We start from the raw sequence: 17,782 nt of genomic DNA, 5'->3' as shown, positions 1-17,782 counted from the left end.
CGCGGCCTCACGGAAGCTTCGCGACGCTGCCGCCTCGCGAGCCCCCATCGTTCCGTCGGCTTGCCGAAGCCCTACGGTGACCAGGGTCTGCGGAAGCCCTGCAGCGACGCACGCTTGCGAGAGCCCCGCGGCGGCTGGTGTGAGGCAACGGCGGCGGATTCGGGGGTTCGACGGTGCGGCCGGCTGCAAGGCGGAGGAGGGCGACGACGCGGAGCGTCGGCAACCGACGACAACGCCGCAGATGGGCGTGCCAAGCCCCGCGTCTGCGGCATTCTCCGCCGGACAGGCCCTAGAGCGGCGGCAGCTTGCGGAAGTCCCAGGAGGCTATGGCTGTCGGCGTCAGCCGGGCCCACGCGTGACGGCCGTCGTGCGGCATCTCCTCCAGGCCGAAGTTCTTGCGGGCGAACAAGGTCTCGGGGACGTCGAGTTCGGCGCACAGCTCCCCGGTGCGGGGGACCTCGCCCACGAACTCCACCGCGCCGGACAGCTCGACGCCGCGCAGCTCCCCGTACTCCTCACCGGTGTCGATCACCACCGCGACCCGCGGGTCGCGGCTCAGCTCCGTCCAGCGCTTGCTGCGTACCACGGAGTACAGCCACAACGAGGTGCCGTCCCAGACGAACCAGAGCGCGCTCACGTGCGGGGCGCCGTCCTTCGACACCGTGGCGACGCGGCAGGTGCGCTGGGTGGTGAGGAACTCGTCCAGCTCGCCGGGGGTCATCATGATCTTCCGACCCCTGCGCTGAGTGACGGTCATGCGGTCACCTCTTCTTTCATGTCGACCTGATGCGTCGATCTTCTACGTCGACAGAGATCCTCTGACAGTTCGTCAGAAAAGCATGGGCCGTCTTCCGTCCTTGCGCAATGCTCGTTACGCTCGCCCGCCCGACCCTCGACGACAAGGGGAGTCATGCCGTCGCGTGAACAGCTCAGCACACTCCTCGACCCGGACGGGACCGTTCTGCTCACCGTGGAATGCCAGCAGGGCGTCGTCGGCCCGGACAGCGCACTGCCCGAACTCGCCAAGGAGGCCCGGTCGTCGGGGGCGCTCGCGAACATCGCCCGGCTGGTGGCCGGTGCCCGCCGCGGCGGCGTCCAGGTGATCCACGCGATCGCCGAGCGACGGCCCGACGGGCGGGGCGCCAACCGCAACGCCCGCCTGTTCCGCGCGGCCGAACGGCTGCCCGTGCAACAGCTGTCGGGCACCACCGCGGTCCGCGTCGCGCCGCCGATCGAGGTCACCGAGGAGGACTTCGTCGTACGTCGCCTGCACGGCCTGTCCCCGCTCGCGGGCACCGACGTCGACGCGCTGCTGCGCAACCTGGGCTGTCGCACCCTCGTCGTGACCGGAGTCTCCGCCAACGTGGCCGTCCCCAACACCGTGTTCGACGCCGTGAACCGCGGCTACAACGCCGTGGTGCCCGCGGACGCGATCGCGGGGGTGCCCTCCGACTACACCCCCGCGATGATCCGCAACACGCTCGCCCTGGTCGCCACGATCACGGCGACCGACGACGTGCTGGCCTGCTTCGAGAGGCCGCGCCGCTGAGGCGCGGCCCCGGCCGCGTCACGCGAGCTTGATCGAGTCCCCGTCCACGGTGATGTTGGCGGCGGCCAGCGGCTGTGTCGCGGGCCCCTTCTTCACGCTGCCGTCGGTCGCGGAGAACTGGCTGTTGTGGCACGGGCAGGTGATCACGTTGTCGGCGATGCCCTTCACCGCACAGCCCTGGTGGGTGCACTTGGAGGAGAAGGCCTTGTAGGTGCCCGCGGTCGGCTGGGTGACGACGACGCCCTGGGACTCGAAGACCTTGCCGCCGCCCTCCGGGATGTCGGTGGTCTTGGCGAGGACCGTGCCGCCCGCGTTGCCCGCCGCGGCGTTGTCGCCCCCGCCCGTACCCCCGCTGCTCGCGCTCGCGCCGGATCCGGAGTTGGAGTCGGAGGACTTGTTGTCCGACCCGCACGCGGTCAGCGCGACGGCGAGTCCCGCCGTGCCGACCGCCGCCACGACGGTGCGGCGGGCCGGGGCCGGAACGGGGTGAAGCGATTCGCTGGTCATGCTGACATTCCCTTCAACGGACGTGATGGTGATCCGTACAGAGGTACGGTCCGCCCGTCTGCGCTGTTCAGGAGCTGAGGACTTCTTGACCGAATCGACAGCGGTTCGACAGCCGCGCCGATCTGCTCGGGACACCGCCGCCGCGGGCGCCCACGGGTCACGTCCGGCGGCCGTGACCACCCCAGTAGCCTGGGGCGATGCTCAAGGAAGTCATCGTGACCCGCTACATCACGCCGCTGCGTGAGGGCGGCTCGCTGCCGGGGCTCGTCGAGGCCGACGATCTCGGGACGTACGTCATGAAGTTCACCGGCGCGGGGCAGGGCCGCAAGACGCTCGTCGCGGAGGTCGTCTGCGGTGAACTCGCCCGCCGACTCGGCCTGCGCGTGCCCGGCCTGGTGACCCTCGGCCTCGACCCGGTCCTGGGGCTCGGGGAGCCGGACCAGGAAGTGCAGGAGCTGCTCAAGTCGAGCGGCGGACCGAACCTCGGGATGGACTTCCTCCCCGGCGCGATCGGCTTCGACTCCCTCGCCTTCGAGGTGAGCCCCGAGGAGGCCGGGCGGATCGTCTGGTTCGACGCGCTGGTCAACAACGTCGACCGTTCCTGGCGCAACCCCAATCTGCTGATGTGGCACGGCGACCTGTGGCTCATCGACCACGGCGCCACCATGATCTGGCACCACCACTGGCCGGGCGCGGCGACCTCCGCGGCCAAGCCCTACGACGCCTCCGACCACGCGCTCGCGCCCTTCGGCCCGGACATCGCCTCCGCCGCGGCCGAGCTGGCGCCGCTGGTGACCGAGGACCTGCTGGCCGAGGTGACCGCGGAGATCCCCGACGCGTGGCTGGCCGACGAACCCGGCTTCGACTCGCCGGACGCCCTGCGGCGTGCCTACGCGCAGCCGCTGCTGGCGCGGGCCGGCGTGATCGAGGGGCGCATCAAGGGCTTCGAGGGGGACAAGTGAGCGAGCGGGACGTCTTCGAGTACGCGCTGCTGCGCGTGGTGCCGCGGGTCGAGCGCGGTGAGTGCTTCAACGCGGGCGTACTGGTGTACTGCCGCGCCAAGTCCTTCGTCGGGGTGCGCACCCATCTGGACGAGACCAAGCTGCTGGCCCTGGATCCGGAGGCCGACGTGGCCGGCGTACGGGCCGCGCTGCGGGCGGTCGAGGGGGTCTGTGCGGGTGGCAAAGCGGCAGGTCAGGCCGCTGGTGACGATGCCGGGCGGCGTTTTCGCTGGCTGATCGCCCCCCGTTCGACGGTCGTGCAGCCGGGGCCCGTGCACACCGGACTCACCGCCGATCCGGAGGCGGAGACGGAGCGGTTGCTCCAGTTGCTGGTCAGGTAATGGATCACACCCGCGTGGTGTGCCGTTGACACCGGGTGCCAGGGCTTCTAGCGTCACGTCTACCGAAGGTACTAAGCGGTCGCTCACCGGACGGGCGTACCGTGTGAGCCGCAAGACATTCCGCCGCAGGACATTCCACCGCAGGGCATTTCAAGCCGCAGGGCTTTTCAAGGGCGAGGAGAACCAGCAATGTCCACCACTGAGCAGCGCGTCGCCGTAGTCACCGGTGCCGCGCGCGGCATCGGCGCCGCGACCGCCGTACGACTGGCCGCCGAGGGCCGCGCCGTCGCGGTGATCGACCTCGACGAGGCCGCGTGCAAGGACACCGTCGAGAAGATCACCTCCGCCGGTGGCAAGGCCCTCGCGGTCGGCTGCGACGTCTCCGACGAGGCCCAGGTCGAGGCCGCGATCGCGCGGATCGCCGAGGAGCTCGGTGCGCCGACCGTCCTGGTGAACAACGCGGGCGTGCTCCGCGACAACCTGCTGTTCAAGATGGCCGCGTCCGACTGGGACACGGTCATGAACGTGCACCTGCGCGGCGCTTTCCTGATGGCCAAGGCCTGCCAGAAGTACATGGTGGACGCCAAGTTCGGCCGGATCGTCAACCTGTCGTCGTCCTCGGCGCTCGGCAACCGCGGCCAGGCCAACTACTCCGCCGCCAAGGCCGGTCTTCAGGGCCTCACGAAGACCCTCGCCATCGAGCTCGGCAAGTTCGGCGTCACCGCCAACGCCGTCGCGCCCGGCTTCATCGCCACCGACATGACGGCGGCCACCGCCGAGCGCGTCGGCATGGGCTTCGAGGACTTCCAGGCCGCGGCCGCCACCCAGATCCCCGTGCAGCGCGTCGGCAACCCCGACGACATCGCCAACGCGATCGCCTTCTTCACCGGCGAGGCCGCCGGATTCGTCTCCGGCCAGGTCCTGTACGTGGCCGGCGGACCGCTCAACTGATGCCGGAGGGCACGACATGACCACACTCCCCGAACTCTCCGGCAAGGTCGCGCTCATCACGGGCGCGAGCCGCGGCATCGGCTACGGCGTCGCGGAGGCCCTCGTCGCGCGCGGTGACCGCGTGTGCATCACGGGCCGCAACGAGGACGCCCTGAAGGAGGCCGTCGAGGCACTCGGTGCCGACCGCGTCATCGGCGTCGCCGGCAAGGCGCACGACCTGGCCCACCAGGCCACGGTCGTCGAGCGCACCATGGAGGCCTTCGGCCGCGTCGACTACCTGGTCAACAACGCCGGTACGAACCCCGTGTTCGGCCCGATGGCCGACCTGGACCTGGACGTGGCACGCAAGGTCTTCGAGACCAACGTCGTCTCGGCGCTCGGCTTCGCCCAGCTGACCTGGAAGGCCTGGCAGAGCGAGAACGGCGGCGCGATCGTCAACATCGCGTCCGTCGCCGGCCTCGCCCCCTCGCCCTTCATCGGCGCGTACGGCATGAGCAAGGCCGCCATGATCAACCTGACCGTGCAGCTGGCGCACGAGTTCGCGCCCAAGGTGCGGGTCAACGCGATCGCGCCCGCCGTCGTCAAGACCAAGTTCGCGCAGGCCCTGTACGAAGGCCGGGAGGCGGAGGCGGCCGCGTCCTACCCGCTCGGCCGGCTCGGCGTGCCCTCCGACATCGGAGGCGCCGCAGCCTTCCTCACCTCGTCGCAGTCGGACTGGATCACCGGTCAGACGCTCGTCGTCGACGGCGGCATCTTCCTGAACGCAGGAGTGGGCTGACCGGAGTCCCGAGACGGGACGAACGGAGCATCGACGCGGGCGCTGATGGACGAAATCGGCGCTCGCGTCGACGTATGAAGACGTACAGCCAAATGACAACGTAGTCACAAACGCGCTGATCAAGTGCCCTGCCGAGAACACGGATCCACCGGTGTGGCGCTGCGGTATGGTCTGCCGACCCTTGGTACGGCAGATCGAGGAGCGTGCGCGTGTTCAACCGGAACCCATGTCTGCGGCATCTGGCGGCGGTCACGTCCATCACCCTGGTGGCCGGGTGCGGCGTCCTGTCCTCGGCGTCGTCCGACGACAAGGGACCGATCGTCGTGGGCACCACCAGTGCCCCGAGCACGCTGGATCCGGCCGCCTCCTGGGACGGCTCCTGGGAACTGTTCCGCAACATCTACCAGACGCTGCTGAGCTACCCCTCCGGGGCCACCACGCCCCAGCCCGACGCCGCCCAGAGCTGTGGGTTCGCGGACACCTCGAACCTCGTGTACCGCTGCAAGCTGCGCGCCGACATGAAGTTCTCCGACGGCGACACCTTGGACGCCCGGGCCGTCAAGTACTCGATCGACCGGATCAAGAAGATCAACCTGCCCGGCGGTCCCGCCGGCCTCCTCGGCAGCCTCGACCGGATCCAGGTACTGAACGCGCGTGAACTCGTCTTCCACCTGAACAAATCGGACGCGACCTTCCCGTTCGTCCTCGCCACCCCGGCCATGTCGATCGTCGACCCCGACGACTACCCCGCGCACGCGCTGCGCAAGGACGGCAAGGTCTTCGGGTCCGGGCCGTACAGCCTGCGCTCCTACGAGGACGGCAAGCAGGCCGAACTCGTCAGGAACGACCACTACAAGGGCTTCGCCGAGCTCAAGAACGACGCGGTCACGATCCGCTACTTCCAGGACTCGGGGCAGATGGTCGACGCCCTCAAGGACAAGAAGATCGACGTCACGTTCCGCGGCCTGGCCTCCAAGGACGTCGTCTCGCTCCGGACCAAGGGGGCGGACAACGGGCTTCAGCTCGTCGAGGGCGTGGGCATGGAGATCAGCTACCTGGTGTTCAACCCGAAGGATCCGTGGGCCAAGAAGCTCGCGGTGCGCAAGGCGGTCGCCCAGGTCATCGACCGTGCGGCGATCGCGCACAAGGTCTACAAGGACACGGTCGACCCGTTGTACTCCATGGTCCCCGCGGGCCTGACCGGTCACACCACGGGCTTTTTCGACGACTACGGGGACCCCAGTTCGTCCAAGGCCCGGCAGGTCCTCTCGGAGGCGGGCATCACCGAGCGCGTCCCCCTCACCCTCTGGTACACCACGGACCGCTACGGCTCCGAGACCGCCCCGGAGTTCCAGGAGATCAAGAGGCAGCTCGAGAACTCCGGTCTGTTCCGCGTGTCGCTCAACGGGCGCCCTTGGAAGACGTACGAGGAGGGCTACCGCAAGGGCGAGTACCCGGTGTTCGGGCGCGGCTGGTTCCCGGACTTCCCGGACGCCGACAACTTCATCGCGCCCTTCGTGGGCCGGCAGAACGCGCTCGGCACGCCCTATCCGGCGCCCCGGATCACCGACACTCTGCTGCCCGCCTCGCGCCGCGAGAGCGACCGTGGAGCGGTGGTCAAGGAGTTCGAGGCGGCCCAGCAGATCCTCGTCGACGACGCACGGCTGCTGCCGCTCTGGCAGGGCAAACAGTTCGTGGCGGCGAGCGAGGAGATCTCGGGCGGGGAGCAGGCCCTCGACCCCTCGACGATCATGATGATGTGGGAGCTGCACCGCAAGACCAGCTGGTAGGTCATGGGCAGGACCCGGCGGGTGGCGTGGTCCTACGGGGTGCGGAACCGATTGTCAGTGGTCGCCTGTAGGTTCTGAGACCTGGAAGTGACCGCACATCGGAGGAACTTGACGTGACCGACACCGCCATGCTGCCCGAGTCCTGGCGCGGCGTCCTGGGTGACGAACTGCAGCAGCCCTACTTCAAGGAACTCACCGAGTTCGTCGAGGAGGAGCGTGCGGCCGGTCCCGTCTACCCTCCGCGCGAGGAGGTCTTCGCGGCGCTGGAGGCGACTCCGTACGAGCGGGTGAAGGTGCTGATCCTCGGCCAGGACCCGTACCACGGCGAGGGCCAGGGCCACGGCCTGTGCTTCTCGGTCCGCCCGGGGGTGAAGACCCCGCCCTCGCTGCGCAACATCTACAAGGAGATGAAGGAGGAGCTGGGCACCCCGATCCCGGACAACGGCTATCTGATGCCGTGGGCCGAGCAGGGCGTCCTGCTGCTGAACGCGGTGCTGACCGTGCGCTCCGGTGAGGCCAACTCGCACAAGGGCAAGGGCTGGGAGAAGTTCACGGACGCGGTGATCCGTGCCGTGGCCGACCGGCCCGACCCGGCGGTCTTCGTCCTGTGGGGGAACTACGCGCAGAAGAAGCTCCCGCTCATCGACGAGAAGCGGCACATCGTGGTGAAGGGCGCGCACCCGTCGCCGCTCTCCGCGAAGAAGTTCTTCGGCTCCCGCCCCTTCACGCAGATCAACGAGGCGGTCGCAGGGCAGGGCCACGAGCCGATCGACTGGCGGATTCCGAACCTCGGCTGATCCGGGACCGGGACCGGACAGCGGCCCGGGCCGGGTGGGGGCGTCCGGTCCGGCCGTCACCGGGGCGGCTCAGTGGTGTCCGGGGGCGCCTGAGCGTCATTGTCAGTGCGTCCGGTTAGCGTCGGAGAGGACAGCGACGAGCCTGGAGGACGCGGTGGCGGAGCAACAGGAGCAGGCGGCGCCGGACGCCATGATGACCCGGATCGGCCAGGTCGTCATGCTGCACCACGGTGGCGACCGTGAGGAGGCTCGGGGGCGTTTCCTGGACCTGTGGGGGGAGATCGGCGAGGGCGGCGACCCCCTGCACCGCTGCACCCTGGCGCACTACCTGGCGGACACACAGGACGACCCCGCGGACGAACTGGCCTGGGACCTGCGGGCGTTGTCGGCGGCCGAGGAACTCACCGATGGCGACGTCGCCGAGCGCCACCGGTCGCTCGCGGCGCGCGCGTTCTACCCGTCGCTGCATCTGAACCTGGCGGCCGACTATGTGAAACTCGGCCGCTCCGAAGCGGCCCGCAGCCATCTGCGCCGCGCCCGAGGCGCGGCCGGAGCCCTCGGGAACGACCGTTACGGAGACGGCGTACGCGCGGCGATCGGCCGTCTGGAGCTGAGACTCGACGGGGCGGACCCGTCGCACGGAGGGCCGGGGGAGGACCCCGGCGCCGTCGAGGGGCCCGGCACCGTCGAGCGGCCCGGTCCCTTCGGCGGGTCCGGAGGGGAGACCCTGGGGCCGCCGAGACAGCGCCCCTAGAGCCTGCGGACACCGGCCGTGGTCAATGCCCGTACGAGCCCTTGCAGATGACCGCCTCCGGACTGTCCGCCTTCCAGCCTCCGTACTTCCGGCCGAGGGCACACACGTCCGTGTTGTTCGGCTGCTCGGGGGCGACGGGCGGGACATCGGTGCGGGGTGCGGGCCGATGGGGCTGTGGGTGGGGGTGAGGCTGCGGGTGTGGGTGATGCGCGGCGCCCGGGTGGCGCGCAGGGGACTGCGGGGCGGCGGGCGCCGGGACGGGCGTACGGTGCGGCGCCGGAGCGCTCGGTGACGGCTTCCGGGACGGCCCGATGAGTTCCAGCGCCTCGCGCGCCGGTGCCTGCACGACCTGCGGCCCGGCCTTGCCGTCGGGACGCGGCGGCGACGGCCGGGACGGCGCGGTCGGCAGGGTGGGAGCGGGCGGTCGCTGGACGGTCACACAGCCGGAGAGCGCGGCGGTGGCCACGGTGACCAGGAGCGTCGCGGCGGTCGTGGTTCGATGCACCCGCTCAACTCTGCTGCGTCCGGCCCGCTTTGGGGAGCGGACAAGCGGAGGTTGCCCCACACGGGTGATCCTTGCGCTCCTGCGGAGGGCGCCGGTGTCCGCAAGGTGACCCGACGCCGCATCACCCGCCTCACTCACCCGTGGCGCCGTCGATCCGCTCCCGGATCAGATCCGCGTGACCGTTGTGACGCGCGTACTCCTCGATCATGTGGGTGTAGATCCACCGCAGGTTGATGGGGTCCTCGGTGAACTTGCTCCTGCCCTCGCAGGCGTCGTCCAGCGCGAAACGAGCCGCGTTGCGTCGGGCGATCCCGATCTCGGCCTGCCAGGTGGTGTACGCCTCGTCCCAGGTGTCCGCGTCGGTGAGATGGAACTCTCCGTCCCGGTCCTCCTCGCTGTAGTAGAGCGGCCCCGGATCGTCGCCCACCAGAACCTTGCGGAACCAGCCACGCTCCACCTCAGCCATGTGCCGCACCAGACCGAGCAGGGACAACTCGGAGGGCTCGACCGAGGCGGTCTTGAGCTGGGCGTCGTCGAGGCCCGCGCACTTCATCTCCAGGGTCTCGCGGTGGTAGTCGAGCCAGCCCTCCAGCATGGACCGTTCGTCGGCGTTGGTGGCGGGTTCGGTGCGCTGCTTCGTCATGCCCGCATTTTCGTCCGGCGCACGGCCGTTCACCAGGGATTCTCCTACCCCCCGACGGTCGCCGAGCCCCTGCCCGCCTTGCACGGCGGCCGTATGCTTCCGGCGAGGACCGCGTCGTAACTGAAGGAGACCCTGGTGAAGGTCGGCTGCATCGGACTCGGTGACATCGCGCAGAAGGCGTACCTGCCCGTGCTCGGTGTCCAGCCGGGGGTCGAGCTGCATCTGCAGACGCGGACGCCCGCGACCCTGGCCCGGGTCGGCGACAGCCTCCACCTGCCACCGGAGCAGCGGCACACCGACCTGTCGGATCTGCTGGCGCAGAACCTCGACGCGGCTTTCGTGCACGCGGCCACCGTCGCGCACCCCGAGATCGTGACGCGGCTGCTGGAGGCGGGCGTGCCGACCTTCGTCGACAAGCCGCTCGCGTACGAACTCGCCGACTCCGAGCGTCTGGTGCGGCTCGCGGAGGAGCGGAACGTCAGCCTCGCCGTCGGCTTCAACCGGCGTCATGCGCCCGGGTACACGCAGTGCGCCGATCACCCCCGCGACCTGATCCTGATGCAGAAGAACCGCATAGGGCTGCCCGAGGACGTGCGCACGATGGTCCTCGACGACTTCATCCACGTCGTGGACACGCTGCGGTTCCTGGCGCCGGGGCCGATCGACGACGTGAGCGTGCGGGCCCGGGTCGAGGGCGGCCTGGTGCACCACGTCGTGCTGCAACTCGCCGGGGACGGCTTCACGGCGCTCGGCGTGATGAACCGGCTGAGCGGCTCGGCGGAGGAGATCCTCGAGGTCTCGGGGCAGGACACCAAGCGTCAGGTGGTCAACCTCGCGGAGGTGATCGACCACAAGGGGCAGCCCTCGGTGCGGCGGCGCGGGGACTGGGTGCCGGTGGCCCGGCAGCGCGGCATCGAGCAGGGCGTGCTCGCCTTCCTCGACGCGGTGCGGGCCGGCAAGGTACTCAGCGCCCGTGACGCGCTGGCGACTCATGAGCTGTGCGAGCGGGTGGTACGAGCGGTTCAGGAGCGGTCCGCCGGGGCCTGAACGCCCGGAAGCCCTCCGTCGCGCACAGTCCCGCCAGGATCAGCAGCGCCGCGTGCACCGGCCAGTCGCCGAACCGGACGTACGGGGTGACACCGCGCGCGAGCGGTACGTCGTACACCGCCGCCGCGCTCGCGTCCGTGCCGAGCCAGGAGCCGATCCGCTCGCCGCTCGGGCCGTAGACGGCGGAGACGCCGGTCAGCGTCGCGTGCACCATCGGGCGGCCGGTCTCGGCGGACCTCAGCGCGGCGAGCGAGGCGTGCTGCTCGGGGGCCCAGCTGTGCTGGAAGGTCGAGGTCGAGGACTGTGCGAGGAGCACCCCGGCGCCGTCCTGGGCGAGATGGCGGCTCATGTCGGGGAAGGCGGTCTCGAAGCAGACCAGCGGGCCGACGCGCAGTCCGTGCCCGACGTTCATCACGACCTGCTCGGTGCCCTTCCTGCGGTCCTCGCCCGCCGCCTTCCCGACCGAGGTCGCCCAGCCGAGGAGGGAACGCGCGGGTATGTACTCGCCGAAGGGGACGAGCCGCATCTTGTCGTAGCGGTCGCCGGTCGGGCCATGCGGTCCCACCAGGACCGAACTCTTGTAGATCCCGGGCCGGTCGGAGCGGTGCGCGTCGACGTTCACCATGATGTCGGCGCCGGTCAGCCGGGACAGCGCGGCGAGCCGGTTCGCCAGGTCGGGGCGGTCCGCGAGGTCGAAGCCGACGCTGCTCTCACCCCAGACGACGAGGTCGGGGTCCTGTCCGGCGAGGGTGCGGGTGAGGGCCTCCTCGCGCGAGAAACGCGCCTCGGCACTGTCCGCGCCGCCGATCACCCCGGGCTGTACGACGGCGATCCGGACCTGGCCGGTCACGTCCGGGCGCGGTGACCACACCCAGGTCGCCGAGGTCACGGCGGCCGTCGCGACCAGTCCGGCGACGGCGGGCACACGGGACTCACGCACCGCGGCCAGTACGGCGACCGCCACATTGACGGCGACCACCAGGAAGCTGAGCAGCCACACCCCGCCGACCGACGCGAGCCGCAGCGCGGGACCGACTTGCCACTGGCTCGACCCGAGCAGTCCCCAGGGCCCGCCGAGGCCCTGCCAGGACCGGACGAGTTCGACCATCAGCCACCCCGACGGCAGGACGAGGAGCGCGGCTCCGACCCGCCCCGCCGAGGGCACCCCGCCGAGGAACCGCCGGACGAGCCAGCCCCAGGGCGCCCACAGCGCGCCGAGCAGTGCCGCTATGACGACCGTGAACACATTCAGGCTCGGCAGCAGCCAGTGGTGCACGGCCAGCATGAAACCCAGCCCGCCGAACCAGCCGTCGTAGGCGGCCCGCCTGCCCGTCGGAGCCGAGCGGGCCAGCAGGATCCAGGGCACGAGGGCGACGTACGCGAACCACCACCACGAAGGGGCGGGGAAGGCGAGCATCGGCAGCGCGCCGGCCAGCGCGGCGACGATCGCGCGCCGCCACGGGGAGGCGAGCCAAAGATCGGGCCCACTGCCCAGCCAACGCTCGGGCCTCTTCATACAGGGTCTCCCTCCCCGGGGGATGCCTCCAGTGTGCGCGTCGGCGACGATCTCCGACAGAGGGCGTCCCGTCAGGGCTTTTTGGTCAGGGGGCGCTACTCGGGCGGCTCGCGGTCGGCGCGTCCGGTCAGGTGGCGGCGGGTTCCCGGCCCGGCTGCGGCGCGCGGCGCCATTTCTCCTGGACGACGACCTCGTGCAGGCGCCAGCCCAGGTCCGTACGCACCAGTCCGAAGGCGTACCGGCCGCCGCACACGAAGTCGGGCGCGGTGGACCCACCCTCGTGGCCCGCGAACCGCATCGGATTGATGTAGTCCGCCTGGACCCGGGCCGTGTCGCCCGTTTCCTGGTCCAGCGACCCGAACCGCAGCCGCCGGTTCACGATCAGATGCTGGCGCATGGGGAAGAGCTCCATGCTCTGCGCGAGCCATCCCGCGACCTCGTCGGCGCCGCCCTCGATACCGCCGGCCGAGCGGTAGTCGGCGCGTCCGTCCGGTGCGAACAGCCTCCGGTACGCCTCCCAGTCGCCGTCGTCGACGGCCACCGCGTACTCGGTGACGAGTCCGTCCACGGCGAATCGGTCCATCACGGTCGCGAGCTCTACACGCTGCGTCATCGGCTCAGTGTTGGCCACGGGGGGTGCGCAGCCAAGGGGCGTGCGCCAACAGGTGTATAACTCCGCCTCGCAAGCAAAGGGAGTTGGTGCGGATGGGCGATTTCTATACTGATCGGATGATCACCGTACCGCTCAGCGCGCTCGAAGTGGCCATGGTCCAAACGGGCGCCCGAGCCACAGACACGTTACGAGACACCACCGAGTTCGCCCGGCGTCTCGAAGACCTCGGTTACCTGCGACTCTGGTACGCCGAGCATCACCATTCGCCTGCCATCGGAGCGTTCCCGCCCGTCGTCCTGACCGCCCACGCGGCCGCGTTGACGTCGTCCATCCGTCTCGGCTCCGGGGGCGTTCTCGCTCCGAACCACGCCCCGATCATGCTGGCGGAGCAATTCGGCACGCTGTCGGCTCTGCACGCGGGCCGGATCGACCTGGGCATCGGCCGCGGCCCGGGTACCTTCGACGACTCCACGGCGCGGGCCCTGCGCCGCGGGGCCGGTCCGACAACGGACGACGAGTACCGCGACGACGTGTCGTCGACTCTGCGTTTCCTGGTGGACGAAGTCGCGCTCAGCCCGCTCCCGGAGCCGTGGCTGCTGTCCTCGAGCATGGCCGGCGCCGCGCTCGCCGCGGAACTCGGGCTGCCGATCGCCTTCGCCCATCACATTCGTCCCGACAACACCCTGGCCGCGCTCAGCCACTACCGCGAGCGTTTCTCCCCCTCCCGCTGGTGCGCGCGGCCGCGCGTGCTGATCTGCGTGGAAACGGTATGCGCCGAGACCGATGAGGAGGCGGCCCGGCTGGCCGGCCCCATGGATGTCGTCAAGGCCGGACTCCTCAAGGGGCGAGGCGACATTCCCTTCCCCACGCCCGAAGAGGCAGCGGCCCACTCGTTCACCGCGGAAGAAGCGCGGGTGCTGACGAGCTTCCGTGCCCATCAGGCACACGGCTCACCCGAGACCGTCGCGAAGCACCTGACGGACCTGGCGGACCTGACGGGTGCGGACGAACTCATGCTGGTGACGCCCGTCTACGCGTTGGCCGACCGACTGAGGTCGTACGAACTCGTCAAGCAGCACGTCGTGAAGGAATCTCATGCCGACGGACGACGTTCATGAAGCATGGCTGTGATCTACAAGACGACGATGACGCCGACCAAGCTGGAGCTCCTCGCCACCTGGCTCCCCAGGCAGCCGTGGTACATCGGCACGGCGAGTGAACCGCACCTGACCAAGGCTGGTGGTTTCCGGCTCGATGATCCCCAAGGGGAGGTGGGAATCGAGTTCATGGTGGTCACGGACAACTCCGGCGAGCGACCGCGCTCCTACCACGTGCCGCTCAGCTACCGCGGGGCGCCGCTCGACGGAGCCGATCGGGCGCTCATCGGCACGTCCGAGCACGGGGTGTTGGGAAGGCGATGGGTGTACGACGGGACCCATGACCCGGTCCTCGTCGCTCAACTGCTCGCTCTCCTCCAGGGCCGCGCCGAGCCGCAGGCGCAGAGCGAGACCGACACCCCCGCCCCGTCCGTCACGAGCCACTTCACTGGAGTCGGCTTCTCCACCGTGATCGCGTCGGCAGCCGTCGACGACCGACAGCACGGCACCGCCATCGTGGTGGAAACCAAGGAAGAAGCCGGGCCGCACGGTCAGCCGGCGGGCGCCGTGACCATCGACGTGACGCGTGTCCTGCGGTCCGACCCGCAGGCCGCCCATTCCCCTGCGGCCAGGGCGGCCAGCGGACATGTCGTCGCCGACTGGCGCGCGAAGAACGGCGACGAGAGCCGCGGCCTGTTCGCCGTCCTGCGAGACACGGTGCGTTGACCGGCCTGTCGTGAGGGGGAACGGGCGGCTGAGCGGCGTCGACGGGAGAACCGGTGCGGTCGGTCGAGCGCGACGCTCGCCAACTCGGCCGCGCATCGGCGAAGCGGTGATCAAGACCGCGCATCGGCCAAGACCGCGCATCGGCCAAGTGGTGGTCAAGACCGCGCATTCTCGAACTCTCGCGTATTGACCTCGCGTTCCGCCCGGAGTTGGATCTTGCCTGCCCGTGGGGGCGTCGGGGCGGTGAGAGGGGTACGACGGTGGCTGGTGACGCGCGCGACGGGCTGATACGCGTGGTGTATCTGGGGCGGATCTCCGCGCTGATGATGGCCGCGGGCGCGGTGCTGTCCGAAGCGGCGCTGCTGGCCCTGGACGGCACGGCTCACCACCGCGAGACGCTGATGGTGGGATCGACAGCGATCGTCTTCGTGTCTGTGGTGCTGCTGCCGATGAGTCTTCGTCTCCCCGCCCGACTGCGCCGCACCTACGACGCTGCCGCGCCGATCGAGAGCGTCGTCGCACCGCGCGATGGGCAGGACGCGGTGCGGCGGCTGTCGCTGTGGCGCACGGCGGGATTCGTGGGTGTCATGGCCTGCTGGTTGCTGTTCATCGGCCTGGCGTCCGATCAAGTGCTGCCACCGATCATGCTGGTGGCGCTTGCCTTGTCCCAGTGGGCGCGGTCCCGGGCGACCGCCGGCTGGGAGCGCGCGAACGGGGCCGTGCTGTGGCAGGGCGTCCCCGGGCTGCGGGGGCCCCGAGGCTGTGTGTTCCGCGTGCCGTACGTCGCCGCGGACCCCGTCGCCTAGACGTATCCATGAGGGCGTGTTGGCGCACCTTCACCCCTTGCCCGACGGTGCGTCCTCGATCGTAGAGTGATCGACGACGAGTACGGGCTCGCTACGGACCCGGGTTGCCGGTACGCCACCAGGAGGCACGTATGACACGCCATGTCACCGTCGTCACGGGCGGCAGCCGGGGGATCGGGGCCGCGACGTGCGCGCGTCTCGCGGCGGACGGACACGATGTGGCGGTGGGGTACGTGCGCGACGGCGCCGCCGCGGAGTGGACCGCGAGCGCCGTCCGCGCGGCGGGGGCCCGCTGCGTCACGGTACGCGTGGACACCTCCGACGAGGACGACGTCGAGCGGCTCTTCGACACGGCCGCGGACCGGCTCGGTCCGGTGACGGGACTGGTGAACAACGCCGGTGTGACCGGTCCGCTCGGCAGGCTCGCGGACATCGACCCCGCCGACCTACGGCGAGTGGTGGACGTCAACCTGCTGGGCACGCTGCTGTGTTCGCGGCGGGCCGCCCGGTCCATGGCGGCCTGGGGGAGCGGCGTCATCGTCAATGTGTCCTCGGCGGCGGCCACACTCGGCAGCCCCGGTGACTTCGTCCACTACGCGGCCACGAAGGCCGCCGTCGACGCCCTGACGGTGGGCCTCGCCAAGGAACTCGGCCCGGACGGCATCCGCGTCAACGCGGTCGCACCCGGCATGATCGCCACGGAGATGCACGCCACCAGCGGAGATCCGGGCCGCGCCGAGCGGGCCGCCTCGTCGATTCCGCTGCGCCGCGTCGGTCAGGCCGAGGAAGTCGCCGCGGCCATCGCGTGGTTGATGTCGCCCGACGCGTCGTACACGACGGGGGCGGTGTTGCGGGTGTCCGGGGGACGGTGAGCCCCGACAAGGACGCCGGTCACCGGCCCTTCGACTTCGTGCGGGTCCCCATGCCCGATCTCACGCGGCCTCGACGACCTCTCCGCGTATCGCTTCCGCCCACTTCACGACCAACAGCTCGTACTCCGCGCGCTCCTGGGCGGAGAGGGAGCCGCCCGCGCGCATCCACAAGGCGCGGATCTGCTCGTTCAGCGCTGCAGCGGACCGCACGGAACCAGAGGACATTAAATCGGGGGACATGCGCACCAGCCTAGGGGCAAGGACTGACACTGCGCTACCGGGCGGCTACTCATCCCCTATGCGGTTCGTCACGGCCGACGCGGAGTGACGCGAACGGGCTCAGTCGATCCGTACGACGACATGTCGGCCCCGGAGTTGAGCGCCCCGGAAGGCCTCGTCGATCACCGCCGTTCGGCCCAGGCGCGGGACCAGTCCAGCAGCGGTCCCATCGCGGTGACCAGGTCGTCGCCGAGCGCGGTGAGACGCCACGTCGGCTGTGCCGCCGTCGATGTCGACGCGGCGATGCCCGCCTCGCGGAGTTCCGTGAGGCGCGTGGACAGGACGCTGGACGACATGTCGTCGCAACGGCGTCGGAGGTCCCGGAAGCCGATCGGGGCGCCGTTGCGGTGCAGTTCCCAGATGACCCGCAGCGTCCAGCGCCGGCCGAGCAGATCCAGCGCCGCCATGACGGGACGACCGCCGGCCGAGCCGCGCACGGGGCGGCCGGGGACGGAAGCGCTCGACGCGGCGCCGCCGGGGCCCGGATCACCCCGCCGCGCAATGCCGGAAGTCGAATCGCTCGGCGCGGGTGTCGTGCCCAAGTGAGTACCTCTCGTGAGTACCTCTCGCTGGGAGTCGCTCACCTCCTACCCTTGCGCTTCGATTTCAGAAGCGCAAGGCTGCGAGCCATGAAGCAGCGCATCGACGGCGTCACCCCGCCCTACGAGCCCGGGACCGACAGCGCGTTGCACCGGTGGATGCCGCCCGGTGTCGCCCGTGAGCCCCTGATGCTGTTCAAGGTGCTGGAGCGCCACCCGGAACTCGCCTCACGCATGAGGGCACTGGGCGCGGGCCTCCTCGTCCACGGCCGGCTGAGCGACGCCGACCGAGAACTCGTCATCGCCCGCGTCGCCGCCCGCTCCGGATGCGCGTACGAGTGGGGTGTCCACATGGCGACGTACGCCGAGACGGCCGGACTCACCGCGCGGCAGGTGACGCTCACGGCGACCGGCGGACCCGACCATCCGGCCTGGTCCGGCCGACAGGCGGCGCTGCTCCGTGCCGTCGACGAACTGCACGACACGGCCCGGGTGGGCGACGCGGCCTGGAGCGGACTGCGGGAACACCTCGACGAGCCCGAAGTCCTCGAACTGCTGGTCCTCGCGGGCTGGTACCGCACGATCGCGTACGTCGCCAACGGCGCGCGGATCGAACCGGAACCCTGGGCGCTCGCCCTGCCCGGGACGGACCGCCCGAGCGGCTGAGGGGG

22 protein-coding genes are annotated in these 17,782 nt (G+C 70.4%); 14 read left to right on the top strand and 8 right to left on the bottom strand.

The annotated features are described in order from the left end of the window. Positions 1-289: 289 nt before the first annotated feature. Positions 290-757 (bottom strand): pyridoxamine 5'-phosphate oxidase family protein, encoded by a 468-nt coding sequence (locus OG798_RS12760; protein ID WP_060902436.1) that lies wholly within the window; start codon positions 755-757, stop codon positions 290-292. A gap of 153 nt (positions 758-910) precedes the next feature. Between OG798_RS12760 and OG798_RS12755 the strand changes: the two genes are divergently transcribed. Next, complete coding sequence (locus tag OG798_RS12755; RefSeq protein ID WP_328756997.1) at positions 911-1,549, top strand: cysteine hydrolase; 639 nt, start codon at positions 911-913, stop codon at positions 1,547-1,549. Positions 1,550-1,567: 18 nt separating this feature from the next. Here the strand turns inward: OG798_RS12755 and OG798_RS12750 are convergent, their stop codons facing one another. Further along, positions 1,568-2,056 carry a Rieske (2Fe-2S) protein gene (locus OG798_RS12750; RefSeq protein WP_095855909.1) on the bottom strand — a complete coding sequence of 163 codons (489 nt, stop codon included), beginning with the start codon at positions 2,054-2,056 and terminating at the stop codon, positions 1,568-1,570. Between the two features lie 197 nt (positions 2,057-2,253). Here OG798_RS12750 and OG798_RS12745 point away from each other — a divergent pair, with 197 nt between their 5' ends. The 7 genes from OG798_RS12745 to OG798_RS12715 all read left to right on the top strand — a co-directional run bounded on the left by OG798_RS12745 (position 2,254) and on the right by OG798_RS12715 (position 8,468). Beyond that, entirely contained in the window at positions 2,254-3,018 is a 765-nt protein-coding gene (locus OG798_RS12745; protein ID WP_095855910.1) for a HipA family kinase, read from the top strand. Beyond that, entirely contained in the window at positions 3,015-3,398 is a 384-nt protein-coding gene (locus OG798_RS12740) for a DUF3037 domain-containing protein (protein ID WP_075032519.1), read from the top strand. Before OG798_RS12745 ends, OG798_RS12740 begins: the two co-directional genes overlap by 4 nt. A gap of 189 nt (positions 3,399-3,587) precedes the next feature. Further along, positions 3,588-4,349, top strand: a complete 762-nt coding sequence (fabG, locus tag OG798_RS12735; protein WP_121416784.1) for a 3-oxoacyl-ACP reductase FabG — start codon at positions 3,588-3,590, stop codon at positions 4,347-4,349. 16 nt (positions 4,350-4,365) lie between these two features. Further along, positions 4,366-5,127: an SDR family oxidoreductase gene (locus OG798_RS12730; protein WP_095855912.1), complete on the top strand. Its 762-nt coding sequence runs from the start codon at positions 4,366-4,368 to the stop codon at positions 5,125-5,127. A gap of 209 nt (positions 5,128-5,336) precedes the next feature. Next, a complete protein-coding gene (locus OG798_RS12725; protein WP_121416785.1) occupies positions 5,337-6,917 on the top strand; it encodes an ABC transporter substrate-binding protein in 1,581 nt (526 codons plus the stop codon). Between the two features lie 113 nt (positions 6,918-7,030). Continuing rightward, the gene (locus OG798_RS12720) at positions 7,031-7,714 is read left to right on the top strand and encodes a uracil-DNA glycosylase (protein WP_067379039.1); all 684 of its coding nucleotides are present in this window, start codon (positions 7,031-7,033) and stop codon (positions 7,712-7,714) included. Positions 7,715-7,868: 154 nt separating this feature from the next. Beyond that, positions 7,869-8,468, top strand: coding sequence for a tetratricopeptide repeat protein (locus OG798_RS12715; RefSeq protein ID WP_095855914.1), 600 nt, complete (start codon positions 7,869-7,871; stop codon positions 8,466-8,468). Positions 8,469-8,490: 22 nt separating this feature from the next. On the opposite strand, the gene OG798_RS12710 is transcribed toward OG798_RS12715, so the two are convergent. Continuing rightward, entirely contained in the window at positions 8,491-8,973 is a 483-nt protein-coding gene (locus OG798_RS12710; protein WP_121416787.1) for a hypothetical protein, read from the bottom strand. 130 nt (positions 8,974-9,103) lie between these two features. Beyond that, positions 9,104-9,616 carry a DinB family protein gene (locus tag OG798_RS12705; RefSeq protein ID WP_121416788.1) on the bottom strand — a complete coding sequence of 171 codons (513 nt, stop codon included), beginning with the start codon at positions 9,614-9,616 and terminating at the stop codon, positions 9,104-9,106. A gap of 135 nt (positions 9,617-9,751) precedes the next feature. Here OG798_RS12705 and OG798_RS12700 point away from each other — a divergent pair, with 135 nt between their 5' ends. Continuing rightward, complete coding sequence (locus OG798_RS12700) at positions 9,752-10,663, top strand: Gfo/Idh/MocA family protein (RefSeq protein ID WP_121416789.1); 912 nt, start codon at positions 9,752-9,754, stop codon at positions 10,661-10,663. On the opposite strand, the gene lnt is transcribed toward OG798_RS12700, so the two are convergent. Together lnt and OG798_RS12690 are read right to left on the bottom strand one after the other, a co-directional pair. Next, the gene (lnt, locus tag OG798_RS12695) at positions 10,581-12,179 is read right to left on the bottom strand and encodes an apolipoprotein N-acyltransferase (RefSeq protein ID WP_267061247.1); all 1,599 of its coding nucleotides are present in this window, start codon (positions 12,177-12,179) and stop codon (positions 10,581-10,583) included. The two genes, OG798_RS12700 and lnt, sit on opposite strands and share 83 nt — an antisense overlap. 127 nt (positions 12,180-12,306) lie before the next feature. After that, positions 12,307-12,792: a nuclear transport factor 2 family protein gene (locus OG798_RS12690; protein ID WP_267061246.1), complete on the bottom strand. Its 486-nt coding sequence runs from the start codon at positions 12,790-12,792 to the stop codon at positions 12,307-12,309. 116 nt (positions 12,793-12,908) lie between these two features. Here OG798_RS12690 and OG798_RS12685 point away from each other — a divergent pair, with 116 nt between their 5' ends. From OG798_RS12685 to OG798_RS12670, 4 genes are all read left to right on the top strand, one after another. Further along, positions 12,909-13,910 carry an LLM class flavin-dependent oxidoreductase gene (locus OG798_RS12685; protein ID WP_267063787.1) on the top strand — a complete coding sequence of 334 codons (1,002 nt, stop codon included), beginning with the start codon at positions 12,909-12,911 and terminating at the stop codon, positions 13,908-13,910. Positions 13,911-13,913: 3 nt separating this feature from the next. Continuing rightward, complete coding sequence (locus tag OG798_RS12680) at positions 13,914-14,615, top strand: maltokinase N-terminal cap-like domain-containing protein (RefSeq protein ID WP_121416793.1); 702 nt, start codon at positions 13,914-13,916, stop codon at positions 14,613-14,615. A gap of 260 nt (positions 14,616-14,875) precedes the next feature. Continuing rightward, positions 14,876-15,421: a hypothetical protein gene (locus OG798_RS12675; RefSeq protein ID WP_267061245.1), complete on the top strand. Its 546-nt coding sequence runs from the start codon at positions 14,876-14,878 to the stop codon at positions 15,419-15,421. Positions 15,422-15,552: 131 nt separating this feature from the next. Beyond that, complete coding sequence (locus tag OG798_RS12670; protein WP_267061244.1) at positions 15,553-16,293, top strand: SDR family NAD(P)-dependent oxidoreductase; 741 nt, start codon at positions 15,553-15,555, stop codon at positions 16,291-16,293. A 60-nt stretch (positions 16,294-16,353) separates the two neighbouring features. Here the strand turns inward: OG798_RS12670 and OG798_RS12665 are convergent, their stop codons facing one another. Next, positions 16,354-16,533: a hypothetical protein gene (locus OG798_RS12665; protein WP_075032584.1), complete on the bottom strand. Its 180-nt coding sequence runs from the start codon at positions 16,531-16,533 to the stop codon at positions 16,354-16,356. Positions 16,534-16,694: 161 nt separating this feature from the next. After that, positions 16,695-16,979, bottom strand: coding sequence for a winged helix-turn-helix transcriptional regulator (locus OG798_RS12660; protein ID WP_095858233.1), 285 nt, complete (start codon positions 16,977-16,979; stop codon positions 16,695-16,697). Between the two features lie 222 nt (positions 16,980-17,201). Here OG798_RS12660 and OG798_RS12655 point away from each other — a divergent pair, with 222 nt between their 5' ends. Further along, positions 17,202-17,777: a carboxymuconolactone decarboxylase family protein gene (locus tag OG798_RS12655; protein WP_267061243.1), complete on the top strand. Its 576-nt coding sequence runs from the start codon at positions 17,202-17,204 to the stop codon at positions 17,775-17,777. The last annotated feature ends 5 nt before the right edge of the window (positions 17,778-17,782 follow it).

It is taken from the genome of Streptomyces sp. NBC_00271 (genome assembly GCF_036178845.1).
GTDB lineage: Bacteria > Actinomycetota > Actinomycetes > Streptomycetales > Streptomycetaceae > Streptomyces.
This window is presented reverse-complemented; position numbering and strand designations above follow the sequence as displayed.